The organism is Hymenobacter cheonanensis (assembly GCF_030581075.1).
GTDB lineage: Bacteria > Bacteroidota > Bacteroidia > Cytophagales > Hymenobacteraceae > Hymenobacter.
Genome location: NZ_JAUQSW010000001.1, coordinates 522,946 through 535,186, shown reverse-complemented (window position 1 = coordinate 535,186; position 12,241 = coordinate 522,946). Strand labels below are relative to the sequence as shown.

General features: G+C 61.7%; 11 protein-coding genes. 5 read left to right on the top strand and 6 right to left on the bottom strand.

The genetic code is table 11. The features are described from left to right. The first annotated feature begins 33 nt into the window (after window positions 1–33). Together Q5H89_RS02315 and Q5H89_RS02310 are read left to right on the top strand one after the other, a co-directional pair. The gene (locus tag Q5H89_RS02315; RefSeq protein ID WP_305017678.1) at window positions 34–2,361 is read left to right on the top strand and encodes a xanthine dehydrogenase family protein molybdopterin-binding subunit; all 2,328 of its coding nucleotides are present in this window, start codon (window positions 34–36) and stop codon (window positions 2,359–2,361) included. A gap of 159 nt (window positions 2,362–2,520) precedes the next feature. Continuing rightward, window positions 2,521–3,126 carry a nucleotidyltransferase family protein gene (locus Q5H89_RS02310; protein WP_305017677.1) on the top strand — a complete coding sequence of 202 codons (606 nt, stop codon included), beginning with the start codon at window positions 2,521–2,523 and terminating at the stop codon, window positions 3,124–3,126. A 64-nt stretch (window positions 3,127–3,190) separates the two neighbouring features. Here Q5H89_RS02310 and Q5H89_RS02305 read toward each other — a convergent pair whose 3' ends face one another. Continuing rightward, window positions 3,191–4,084 carry an NAD(P)/FAD-dependent oxidoreductase gene (locus Q5H89_RS02305; RefSeq protein ID WP_305017676.1) on the bottom strand — a complete coding sequence of 298 codons (894 nt, stop codon included), beginning with the start codon at window positions 4,082–4,084 and terminating at the stop codon, window positions 3,191–3,193. Between the two features lie 208 nt (window positions 4,085–4,292). Between Q5H89_RS02305 and Q5H89_RS02300 the strand changes: the two genes are divergently transcribed. Beyond that, window positions 4,293–5,705, top strand: a complete 1,413-nt coding sequence (locus Q5H89_RS02300) for an MFS transporter (RefSeq protein WP_305017675.1) — start codon at window positions 4,293–4,295, stop codon at window positions 5,703–5,705. 43 nt (window positions 5,706–5,748) lie between these two features. Continuing rightward, a complete protein-coding gene (locus tag Q5H89_RS02295) occupies window positions 5,749–6,267 on the top strand; it encodes a DinB family protein (protein ID WP_305017674.1) in 519 nt (172 codons plus the stop codon). 126 nt (window positions 6,268–6,393) lie between these two features. Here the strand turns inward: Q5H89_RS02295 and Q5H89_RS02290 are convergent, their stop codons facing one another. Next, the gene (locus tag Q5H89_RS02290; RefSeq protein WP_369810631.1) at window positions 6,394–7,956 is read right to left on the bottom strand and encodes an amidohydrolase; all 1,563 of its coding nucleotides are present in this window, start codon (window positions 7,954–7,956) and stop codon (window positions 6,394–6,396) included. 230 nt (window positions 7,957–8,186) lie between these two features. After that, window positions 8,187–8,957, bottom strand: coding sequence for an AMP nucleosidase (locus tag Q5H89_RS02285; RefSeq protein ID WP_305017672.1), 771 nt, complete (start codon window positions 8,955–8,957; stop codon window positions 8,187–8,189). A 220-nt stretch (window positions 8,958–9,177) separates the two neighbouring features. Between Q5H89_RS02285 and Q5H89_RS02280 the strand changes: the two genes are divergently transcribed. Then, a complete protein-coding gene (locus Q5H89_RS02280) occupies window positions 9,178–9,681 on the top strand; it encodes a type I restriction enzyme HsdR N-terminal domain-containing protein (protein WP_305017671.1) in 504 nt (167 codons plus the stop codon). 8 nt (window positions 9,682–9,689) lie between these two features. On the opposite strand, the gene Q5H89_RS02275 is transcribed toward Q5H89_RS02280, so the two are convergent. From Q5H89_RS02275 to Q5H89_RS02265, 3 genes are all read right to left on the bottom strand, one after another. Then, the gene (locus Q5H89_RS02275; RefSeq protein ID WP_305017670.1) at window positions 9,690–10,247 is read right to left on the bottom strand and encodes a DUF4833 domain-containing protein; all 558 of its coding nucleotides are present in this window, start codon (window positions 10,245–10,247) and stop codon (window positions 9,690–9,692) included. A gap of 168 nt (window positions 10,248–10,415) precedes the next feature. Beyond that, window positions 10,416–11,543: an alanine dehydrogenase gene (gene ald / locus Q5H89_RS02270; RefSeq protein WP_305017669.1), complete on the bottom strand. Its 1,128-nt coding sequence runs from the start codon at window positions 11,541–11,543 to the stop codon at window positions 10,416–10,418. 75 nt (window positions 11,544–11,618) lie between these two features. Further along, window positions 11,619–12,134, bottom strand: coding sequence for a VOC family protein (locus tag Q5H89_RS02265; protein ID WP_305017668.1), 516 nt, complete (start codon window positions 12,132–12,134; stop codon window positions 11,619–11,621). Window positions 12,135–12,241 lie beyond the last annotated feature (107 nt).

Sequence of the window (12,241 nt, the reverse complement as noted above, 5' to 3'; positions counted from 1 at the left end):
ATAATTGATAATTGCTAACTGATACTTGAAATCATGGATTCTGAACCTCAATTTTTCGATAAGCCCGGTGGCTATGTTGGGCAGCCGCTCGTTCGCGTCGAGGGCCGCGAGAAGGTGACCGGCAAGGCCAAGTACTCGGCCGAGTTTCCGTTGCCGGGCCTTACCTACGGCGTGCTGGCCACCAGCCCCATTGCCAAGGGCAAGATTCAAAGCATAGACACCTCGGCGGCGGCGCGCGAGCCGGGCGTTATTGCCGTGCTCACGCACCAGAACCTGCCCAAGCTGGCCAAAACGCCTAATGACGCGCAGGGCAAGAAGGATATCGGCGCGCCCATGGGCTTTTTACCCCTCACCGGCGACGAGATTTTTTACGCCGCCCAGCCCGTGGCAATGGTAGTGGCCGACACCCTGGAGCACGCCACCCACGCTGCCACGCTGGTGAAGGTGACCTACCAGAAGGGCGACCCGATTGCCAATTACAAGCAGCCGAAAGCGCAGTTATTCGACCCCCAAAAGGTGCAGGATGGCAAGCAGGATGGCCATACCAAGCGCGGCGATGCCAAAGGCGCGTTTGCCAGCGCGCCCATTCAGCTCACGGCCACCTACGTCCACCCCGTGTACAACCACAACCCCATGGAGCCAGGCTCGACCACGGCCGTGTGGGAAGCCCCCGACCGCCTCACGGTATACGAATCGACGCAGGGTGTGACGCGCACGCAGTCGGCGCTGTCGGCCATGACGGGCCTGCCCCGCGAGCAGGTGCGGGTTATCACCAAATACCTGGGCGGCGGCTTCGGCTGCAAAGGCTCGTGCTGGCCGCACACCGTGCTCACGGTGCAGGCCGCCAAGGCTGTGAACCGCCCGGTGAAGCTGATGCTCACCCGCGAGCAAATGTTTACCAGCATGGGCCACCGCGAAGACCAGGAGCAAACCCTGCAGCTAGGGGCCACGGCCGATGGCAAGCTGACCTCGCTGGTGCACACCAAAAAATCGACCGCCTCGCCCTGGGACAACTACGCCGAGCCCAACTCCAAGATTGTGGACTTGCTCTACGCGAGCCCGGCCTTCGAGAGCAGCTACGAGCTGGCGCGCGCCAACGTCATGACGCCCACCTTTATGCGGGCGCCGGGCGAGGGGCCGGGCTCCTTCGCCATCGAGTGCTCGATGGACGACCTGGCCTACAGAGTAGGCGTTGACCCCATCGAAATTCGGCTGCGCAACTACGCCGACCACGACTACGGCACGGGCCAGCAGTGGAGCAGTAAGAGCCTGAAACAGTGCTACGCCCGCGGCGCCGAGCTGTTTGGCTGGAGCAAGCGCAACCCTAAGGCCGGCGCCACCCGCGACGGCCGCTACTTCGTGGGCATGGGCATGGCCTCGGCCAGCTACCCGGTACACAATTCGCAGGGCACGGCCCGCGCCCGCCTCTACGCCGACGGCCACGCCGTGGTGCAGAGCGGCGCCACCGACCTGGGCACCGGCACCTACACCGTAATGACCCAGGTAGCCGCCGACTCGCTAGGCCTGCCCATCGAGAAAGTGCGCTTCGAGCTGGGCGATACGCAGCTGCCCACGGCTCCCAACTCGGGCGGCTCTACGGCGGGCGGCACGGTGTCGTCGAGCATCTTCCTGGCCTGCCAGGATGTGTGGCAAAAGCTTATTAAGGCAGCTGTTATCGACAAAAAATCACCGCTCTACAAAGCCAAACCTGAAGATGTGGCCGTGGAGAAAGGCCGGCTTTTCCTGAAGAAAGACCCCAAGAAAGGCGAGCTGTTCGGCGAGCTGATGAAGCGTGGCGAAATCACCGATATCGAAGGCATGGCACAGGGCAAGTATGGCTCGGGCTACGAAGATGCCAGCGCCGCCAAAAACGCCGACCCTACCAAAAAGGACCAGGCCGGGCAGCACTCCATGCATTCGTTTGGGGCGCACTTTTGTGAGGTGCGGGTTGATATGGACCTGGGCACCATCCGGGTAAGCAAGTGGGTGAGCGTTATCGGCGCGGGCCGCATTCTGAATGCCCAAACCGCGCGCAGCCAGATTATCGGCGGCGCCATCTTCGGCATCGGCTCGGCCTTGATGGAGGAGACCGTGCGCGACGAGCATTTTTCGCGCTACACCAACGCCGACCTGGCTAGCTACCACGTGCCGGTAAATGCCGATATTCCTAACATGACCGTGGAGTTTGTGGAGGAGCACGACCCCTACATCAACGCGATGGGTGTGAAAGGCATCGGCGAAATTGCGATGGTGGGCGTAGCCGCCGCCGTGGCCAATGCCGTGTACCACGCCACCGGCAAGCGCCTGCGCGACCTGCCCCTCACGCCCGATAAGGTGCTGATGGCGGGCCTGGCCAGCTAACCTCGCTTGTTAGTGCGAGTACAACGCAGTGAAGCGCGGCAATCTTTCCTTTTCCTAGGGCTTACTACCCTAGCGTGAAGAAAGGATTGCCGCGTTTCACTGCGTTGCGCTCGCACTGACAACTACTTTTGGGCCCTCTGAAACTGTAAAAACTGTCTTATGCACAACGACCCCATTGCCACCGTGGGCCTGCTGCTGCTGGCCGCCGGCTCGTCGTCGCGGCTGGCCCGCCCCAAGCAACTGCTCCAGTACCAAGGCCAGACGCTGCTGCGCCGCGCCGCCGAAGTAGCCGCCGCCAGCCCCTGCCGCCCGTTGGTGCTCGTGACCGGCGCCCTCCACGATGAGTTATTGCCCGAAATCGACGGCCTGCCCTTCCACGTAGTGCGCAACGATGCCTGGGCCGATGGCATGGGCGGCAGCATCGCCGCCGGCCTGGCCGAACTCGAAACCGCCGCCGAAGCCGCCAAAGTAGATGCCGTAGTCGTCATTCTCTGCGACCAGCCGCTGCTAAGCGAAGAAGTTATTGGCCAGCTCATCGTGCAGTTTCAGGCCACCCGGCAGCCGGTGGTGGCCTCGGCCTACGCGGGCACGCAGGGAGTGCCCGCGCTGTTCAGCCGCGAGATATTCCCGCAGCTGCTGGCCCTGCGCGGGGCTAGCGGCGCCCGCGAGCTATTGCAGCAATACGCCCACCTGCCCACCGTAGCCTTCCCCGGCGGCGCCACCGATGTCGATACCGAGGCGCAGTACGCCGCGCTGGGGCAGTAGTCCGAGGCTAGTGGCCAACTAAAATACCCAGTGGCAGCCAGCCACTGGGTATTTTAGTTGGCCACTAGCTACCCATAATAAGCTCCCGGCTCAGGCTCGCGCCCGCCAGGTTGCCGGCCGCGATGGCCAGGGCCAGCTGCGGCGGGGCTACGCAGCAGTCGCCGGCCGCGTACACGCCCGGCACGGTGGTGCGATAGCTGGCATCGGTACGAATAAGCTCTTGCTCCGTAATTTCGCAGCCTAGTTGCCTTGGCAATGCGCTGGCTTGTTGCCACGGCAGGCGGGCATACAGCACGGGCAGCGACTGAGTGCGGCCATCGGCCAGGCGCACGCCCGTGAGTTGGCCACTACGGTGCAGCAGCTCGGCCACGGGCGTCTCCACCAACTCTATACTGTTCGTTTTTAACAAGTTGTGCACATCGGGGCCGAAGGTGGCGGGGCCGTTGGTAAAAACGGTAAGTTCACGCGACCAGTTGCGCAGCATCTTCACGTGGTGTTCCACCTCAGAGCCATTGTTCCAGATGCCGGTGGGCAAGTCGGCCACCTCGTAGCCGTGGCAGAAGGGGCAGTGAATCACCGACTTGCCCCAGCACTCGGCAAAGCCCGGCACCGGCGGCAGCTCGTCGCGCAGGCCCGTAGCCAGCAGCAGCCGGCTAGCTGCAAAGGTGCCGTGCGCCTCGGTGGTAATGGTGAATGAGCCATCGGGCCGCTTCTCGGCGGCAGTAGCCTGAGCTTCGAGCAGCTGCACGGTAGGGTAGGCCGCCACCTGCTGGCGAGCCCGCGCCGCCAAGTCGGCGGGGGCGTCGCCGTCGTGCAACAGCAGGTTATGTGCGTGAGGTGTAAAGCGGTTGCGGGGGCGTCGCGCATCGAGCACCAGCACCGAGCGCCGGGCGCGCCCCAAGGCCAGCGCCGCGCTCAGGCCGGCATAGCTGCCACCAATAATAAGTACGTCGAACATGATAGCGGGAAAAATTACGGAGTAAAGGTAGCGAGCATTTTCAATAATGCAACAAAGTTGCATTATTGAAAATGCTCGCCTCATTGGCTGGTATTGCCGGATAGAATAGGAAGCCCTAGCGCCCTGGTAAGCCACTGGCATTAGGATATGCGGGGGGCGGCCACCCTAAAATGGCTGTATCTTGGGCGCTCACTCACTCAGCAGCTTTATGGCTCCCACCGCCCCCGCGCCGGCCGTCGAAAAAGACAATAAGCGCATTACTACCGGCTGGACGTTCTACGACTGGGCCAACTCGGTGTACCCGCTCGTCATTACCAGCTCCATTTTTCCGATTTACTGGTCGAGCGTCATCAAGGAAGTGACGCACACTGACAGCGGCCAGAGCCCCGTCGCTTTTCTGGGCATGCAGGTGCCGGGCTCATCGCTGCTCAACTATGCGATTTCCGCTTCCTTTCTGCTTATCGCGCTGGTTAGCCCCTTTCTGACCTCGTTGGCCGACTTTTCGGGCCGGAAAAAGCTCTTTTTACAAATATTCTGTTACATCGGCGCGGCTGCGTGCGCAGGCCTCTACTTTTTTGCGCCTGCCACACTCACAGCTTCCACGTTTGTTTTTGTAGCGGCCACAGTTGGTTTCTCAGGCAGCATTGTGTTCTACAATTCCTACCTGCCCGAAATCAGCTCCGAAGAGAAGTTTGACTCCCTTTCTGCCAAGGGCTTCTCGATGGGCTACGTTGGCTCGGTTATTTTGCTGGTAATATGCCTAGTTATCAATCAATTTCATGATAAGCTGGGTATTGGCGGAGCCCGGGCCGCCCAGCTTTCCTTTCTGCTCACCGGGCTGTGGTGGGCCGGTTTTGCCCAGATTCCCTTTGCCACGCTGCCGCCCGACCGTGGCCGCCCCGCCGATGCGCCGGCTGCCGAGGGTGGCTGGCTGCTCAACGGTTTCCGCGAGCTGGGCAAGGTGTGGGACCAGCTACGGCAGCTGCCCAACGTCAAGAAGTTTCTGCTAGCCTACTTCACCTACAATATGGGCGTGCAAACGGTGATGTACGTGGCCACGCTCTTCGGCACCGACGAGCTGCACCTCGACTCGGGCGCGCTCATTCTCACCATTCTGCTGCTGCAAGTAGTGGCCATTGCGGGCGCTTACCTGTTTGCCAAGCTCAGCGAGCGCATCGGCAATACCCGCGCCCTGAGCTGGTCGGTATTTATCTGGATGCTGATTTGCGTGGCGGGCTACTACGTGCAGGCCGGTTGGAGCTTCTACGCGCTAGCATCCGTCATTGGCCTCACCATGGGCGCTATTCAAAGCCTGAGCCGCTCGACCTACTCCAAGATTATCCCTGAAAACACGCCCAACTCGGCCGCGTTTTTCAGCTTTTTCGACGTGACCGAAAAGCTTAGCATTGTGATTGGCACGGCCACGTTTGGCATCATCAACCAGGTAACCGGCTCGATGCGCAATAGCATTCTGGCGCTCATCGTGTTCTTCATCCTGGGCCTGATTTTCCTGCTTCAGCTGCGCGGCAAAAAGCTGCGCGAGGACTCTGCCAGCAGCGCCACGCTGCCGCCCCCGCCCGCCTCGGCCGCCGCCGAAATGGGCCGACCCCAAACCGTTTAGCACCCTCCCGGTTGAGCTAGCGAACGTTTTTCCCCACCTGCCCATGCATACCTCCTCCCTCCAGCAGAATATCCTCGAAGAGCTTGACCGCGAGCTGGCCGTGACGCGCAAAGTCCTCGAGCGCATCCCCGACGATAAGTTCGATTACCAGCCGCACCCCAAGTCGATGAAGCTGGGCCAGCTGGCCTCGCACATCGTCAATCTGCTGCGCTTCAAGCAGCTTTTCATCGAAACCAGCCAGCGCGATTTCCTCGACCCCAACGCGCCCAAGCCGCCGCCCAGCCCCACCAGCACCGCCGAGCTGCTAGCCCGCTTCGACCAGTTCAGCGCCGACCTGCGCCAGGCCCTGCGCGAAAGCGATGACGAAAAGCTGACCGATAGCTTCCAGCTGCGGCGCGGCGAGCAGTTGCTCATGGACCGCCCCAAGGGTGCCGCTTTGCGTATTATGGGCCTCAACCACAGCATTCACCACCGCGGCCAGCTCACGGTGTACCTGCGCCTGCTCGACATTCCGGTGCCGGGCGTGTATGGCATGAGCGCCGACGAAATGGGCGAGTTTTAACACACAGGTAATAAACAAGAAGAGCGTCATGCTGAGCTTGCCGAAGCCTCTCTACCGTTCCACTCAACGGTGCGGTAGAGAGGCTTCGGCAAGCTCAGCATGACGCTCTTTTTACTCCAATAGCTACTACTTAACTGCAAATACCTGCTTGCCGCCAATCCAGGTCTGCTGCACGGGTGCGGTGCGCAGCTGCTCTTTGGGCGCGGTCAGCAGGTCGGTTTTCAGCACCACGAAGTCGGCTAGCATACCGGGCTTGATTTGGCCTTTGCGCTTGTCCTCGAAGGCCGCGTGGGCGGCCCAGGTGGTCATGCCGCGCAGGGCTTGCGCGCGGGTGAGGGCGTTATTCATCTGAAAGCCGCCGCTAGGGTAGTTCTTGGCATCCTGGCGGGCCACGGCGGCGTGATAGCCGTAGAGGGGGTTAATGTCCTCGACCGGGAAATCGGACCCTAGCGCCACCTGGCCGTACTGCTTCAGCAAATCCTGGTAGGCGTAGGCGGTTTGCAGGCGCTGGGGGCCTAGCCGCTCGCCAGCCCAGTACATATCGGAGGTGGCGTGGGTGGGCTGCACTGAGGGCACAATGTGGTACTGCCCAAACTTCGGAATATCTTGTTTACTAACCACCTGCGCGTGCTCAATGCGCCAGCGCCGGTCGGGCTGGCCCGCCAGCGCCGCGCCATAAATGTCGAGCAGCAGCCGGTTGCTGGAGTCGCCGATGGCGTGGGTATTCATTTGAAACTTAGTGGCCGCCAGCTCTTTGGCTAGCGCCCGGTAGTACTCGGGGTGTTGCAGCAGGAAGCCTTTTTCGGCAGGCCGGTCGGAGTAGGGGGCTAGCAGCGACGCGCCCCGCGAGCCCAGTGCCCCATCGGCGTACACTTTAAAAGAGGAAATCGTGAGATTATCGCTGAAGAACGGTCCTTTCGGCAAGTAATACGCCTTGTTCTCGGGCGTAGGGTTAAGCATGGTGTAGAGGCGCAGGTGCAGCTTGCCGGCCTTTTGCATCCCGGCCATGCGCTCGATGTCCTCACGGTCCAACCCGGCGTCGGCGAGGCTGGTGAGGCCCACGGCCAGGCAGTTTTGCTGGCCTTGCAGCAGCGCTGCTTCGGCCTCGGCGGGGCTGGGCTCGGGAATGTGGCTAGCCACCAGTTTCACGGCATTATCCACGAGCAGGCCGGTGAGGCGGCCCTGTGCGTTGCGCCCAATTATGCCGCCGCTGATGGGGGTGCGCGCCGTGACGCCCGCCAAATCCAGCGCCTTTTGGTTGACTAGGGCCGCGTGGCCATCAACACGCACGATGAGCACCGGCACGTTCGGAAACAGCGCATCGAGGGTGTCTTTGGTGGGGAAGCGCTGGCCCGGCCAGTCGTTCTGGTCCCAGCCGCGGCCAGTGAGCCAGGCCGCGCTAGGCTGCTGCTGGCGGTGCTGCGTGAGGCGGCCCACCGTTTCGGCCCACGAGCTAGCCCCCACCAGGTTGGCCGAGCGCAGCCCCAGCGCATAGCGGTAGAAGTGGCAGTGCGCGTCGTAAAAGCCGGGGTAGATAAACTGGCCCTGCGCATCCACTGTTTGGGCCGCCTGGTAGCGGCCCTGTAAATCAGCCGTAGTGCCCACGGCCACAAAATGCCCGTCGCGCACCGCAAAAGCCTGCGCCTTGCTGAAAGTCGAGTCCACGGTGTACACCGTGGCATTGGTCACCAGCAAGTCAACAGCCTCACGCTGAGGCTGACAACCGGCCAGGCCCAGCGAAAGCGCAAGGCCGATAGTACTGCCAAGTCTATAAACAAAGTGCATGGTACAAAACAGTATGCAAAGTTCCGAAGCGAACCCAACGGACAAAGCTAAGCCCGTTCTCGCCAGAGAACGGGCTAGCCGCAATCGTCCACAAAATCCGCGAAATTCGTTAAAATCCGCGCCAATCAGTGGTCTTATTCAAATTTCAGGTGCTTCACCGACTCGCCCGAGTTCTTAAGCTCCAGCAGCGACTCAATACCAATCATGAGGTGTTGCTTCACAAAATTGGTCGTCACTTTCGAATCCGACTCGGCCGTTTTCACGCCCTCCGGCGTCATGGGGTTGTCGCTCACGAGTAGCAGCGCACCGTGCGGAATATCGTTCATAAAGCCCACCACGAAGATGGTCGCCGTTTCCATATCCACGGCCAGGGCCCGCACGCGGCGCAGGTAGTCCTTAAAGTCCTGGTCGTGCTCCCACACGCGGCGGTTGGTGGTGTACACGGTGCCGGTGTAGTAATCAAGCTCGTGCTTCTTAATCATCGAAGAAACAGCACGTTGCAAGCGGAACGAGGGTAGCGCCGGAATCTCCTTGGGCAGGTAGTCATCCGAGGTGCCGTCGCCGCGAATGGCCGCGATGGGCAGCACCAGGTCGCCGAGCTTGGTCTTTTTCAGGCCGCCGCACTTGCCCAAAAAGAGCGCTGCCTTGGGCTTGATGGCCGAGAGCAAATCCATGACGGTGGCCGCCATCGGCGAGCCCATGCCGAAGTTGATAATCGTGATGCCGCCTGCCGTAGCCGATTGCATGGGCTTGTCGGTGCCGCGCACCTCGCAGCCGAACTGCTCGGCAAACATGTACACGTAGTTGCTGAAATTGGTGAGCAGGATGTACTGCCCAAACTCGCTCAGTGCCACGCCCGTGTAGCGCGGCAGCCAGTTGTTGACAATGTCTTCTTTGGTCTTCATAAGGGGTGAACTGGTGAATTAATGAGTTAGTGAACGATGGTTGTCATTGCGAGGAGGAACGACGAAGCAATCGCATCAGGACGAGCTATACACCTCCATTCGGGGACTATTCAGGTGCGATTGCTTCGTCGTTCCTCCTCGCAATGACAAGCGCAACGCAACAAAAAAGCCGCCTACCCGGTAGGGTACGGCGGCGCGGCGGGTGGTAAACCCAGGCGAAATGCGACTGCCAAAACCCGTACCTTTGGAGGTGATGCAAGTGCTGGACCTGCCGCCTTTCGACCACAAAATTAGGCAAAATTTGGCGAATATCCCGGAAATCTGGGATGAGCTGCGCCGCAAGTACGTGGTGCTGACCCCCGAGGAGTGGGTGCGGCAGCACGTGGCGCAGTATCTGCTGCGCCACCTGGGCTACCCGCGCGGCCTGCTTAGCCTGGAGCGCGGCCACCGCTACAACCAGCGCCAGAAGCGTACCGACCTCGTGGCGCTAGGCCCCGCCGGCCGCCCGCTGCTGCTGGTAGAGTGCAAGCGCCCAAGCGTGGCCATTACGCCGGCCGTGGCCCAGCAGGCCGCCACTTACAACCAAACCATGCGCGCCCCGCTACTGCTGCTCAGCAATGGCTTGGTGCACTACTGCTGGCGCGTCGATTTTGAGGCGGGCACCAATGAGCGCCTGGCCGATATCCCGACCTACGCCGAGGCTAGCCAGCTGGCGGCCGGCTAGGGCCGTGGCTACACCGCAATGCGCGTAACCACGGGGGCGCGCGTCGCCGCATCCCACCCCTTAAACTCGATGTAGCGCACGTTGGGCACCCAAAACGTGCCGCCCTCGATGCGCAAGTACACGCGGGAAAGCACAATTTGCCGGTTGCTGATGACTGTAAATACGTGGAACGCCCGGTCGGCGCCCCAGCGCATGAGGTAAAAAGGAACCTTGTTATAGGCCGCGAATTTCAGCTGGTATTTCTCGGGCGCCAGCTTCTCGGCACTCAGGCCGTAGGCAAACTTGCGTTGAATGTAGTTGAGGTCTTTGCGCTGGCCCTGCTCGTCGTAGCGCAGCCAGAACACGTTAATCGGCTCATCGTCATCAAGCTGGCCCGCCCGGTTCACATTGAGCTGGTAGATGACGGTGTTGGTATTCGGGTCGCGCTGGAGGTAAAAGAGCTGGTTGGCGACCCCGGCCGGCACCGGAAAATTGAGCATCGGCGGGCTAGCCTGGGCCGGGGCCTTGGCCAGCGGCGGGTGGCCTAGCCAAGGAAGCAGCGCCAGTAAAAACGAAAGAATAAACATTGGTTGCGAAGCGGGGACAATTTACCCCTGGCTAGCCGCTTTTGTTTTGAGCAGTACGAAAAAGCCCGCCGGATGAACATCCGGCGGGCTTTTTCGGCAGCGTAGCGCGGACTTTGTAGTCCGCGTTTTGAACAAGGCAGGCGCGGACTGCAAAGTCCGCGCTACTAGTTATACGGCGGCGCCTTCGAGCACCGAATCCACGTCCACGAGGGGCAGGTTCCAGGCTTCGGCTACGCCTTTGTAGACTACCTCGCCGTGCACCACGTTCAGGCCGAGGCGCAGGGCCTCGTCGCGGCGGCAGGCTTCCTGCCAGCCCAGATTGGCGAGTTTCACGGCGTAGGGCAGCGTGGCGTTGGTGAGGGCTAGGGTGCTGGTGTAGGGCACAGCGCCCGGCATGTTGGCCACGCAGTAGTGCACCACGTCGTCGATGATGAAAGTCGGGTTTTCGTGGGTCGTGGGCTTGCAGGTTTCGATGCAGCCGCCCTGGTCCACGGCCACGTCCACGAGCACGGTGCCGGGGCGCATGGTCTTGAGCATGTCGCGGGTGATGAGGTGCGGGGCTTTCGCACCCGGAATCAGCACGGCGCCCACCACGAGGTCGGCAGTTTTGATGGCTTCGCGAATGTTGTACTCGTTCGAGTACTGCGTCACCACGTTTTTGGGCATGAAGTCGTCAAGCTCACGCAGGCGGTTCAGGCTGATGTCCATCACCGTCACCTGCGCGCCGAGGCCGGCGGCCACCTTAGCAGCTTGCGTGCCCACGATGCCGGCGCCGAGCACCAGCACGTGCGCGGGCTTCACGCCGGGCACGCCGCCTAGCAGGATGCCGCGGCCTTTCAGCGGCTTCTCCAGGTACTTGGCGCCCTCCTGCGGGGCCATGCGGCCGGCCACCTCGCTCATCGGAATAAGCAGCGGCAGCGCCCGCGAAGGCAGCTCCACGGTTTCGTAAGCGAGGCAAATCGCCTTGCGCGCTATCATGGCGTGGGTTAGCTCTTCGCCGCTGGCGAAGTGGAAGTACGTGAACAGCAGCTGATTCTCCTTGATGAGCGGATACTCCTCGGCAATCGGCTCCTTCACCTTGATAATCATCTCGGCCTGCCCGTACACGTCGGCAATGGTGGGCAGCATTACGGCGCCCGCCTGCTCGTACTCGGCATCCGCAAAGCCCGAGCCTTCGCCCGCGCTCGCCTGCACCAGCAGCGAGTGGCCGTGCTTGCGCAGCTCAGCTACGCCGGCCGGGGTCAGGCCAACGCGATTTTCATTATTCTTGATTTCCTTCGGAACACCGATAATCATGGGGCAGGGGAGGGGGAAGTGGGAGGAGAAAACGTGCCGTAAAGATACAGTCGCGGCTACGCTGCCGGCCCGGTTTTAGTTCGCCAGGCGCAGCAGCCCCTGCACATCGAGCGGGTGCGTGTACATGGTCAGCTGGCCATCGGGCGTGGTGGGCCACTCGGCGCGGGGGCGGTCCCAGTACAGCTCCAGGCCGTTGCCGTCGGGGTCGTCGAGGTAAATGGCCTCGCTCACGCCGTGGTCGGAAGCCCCGCGCAGCGGGTAGCCGGCCGCCAGCAGGCGCTTTACCACGGTGGCTAGCCCCGCCCGGTCTTTATACAAAATGGCGGCGTGGTAAAGGCCCGCTACGCCCTCGCGCACGGCCGGGCGGCCACCCTGGCTGTGCCAGGTATTGAGCCCGATGTGGTGGTGGTAGCCATCGGCTGAGAGGAAGGCCGCCGAGCCCATGTCGAGCATCACCTCGAAGCCTAGCAGGCCCTGGTAGAAGGCCAGCGCCCGCGGCATGTCCGTGACTTGCAAGTGAATGTGGCCGATGCTGGTGCCCGCGGGCACGGCGTAGGCTTCGGTGGTGGGGGAGGATGTTGCAGGGTTCATGAGGGGAGGAGCGTTAAATTTTTGGCAAAAATAATGTACCTACATCAATCAAGAAGCGGACCTAAAAAAAAGCCCTGCCAATCCGGCAGGGCTTTACGCTGAACGAG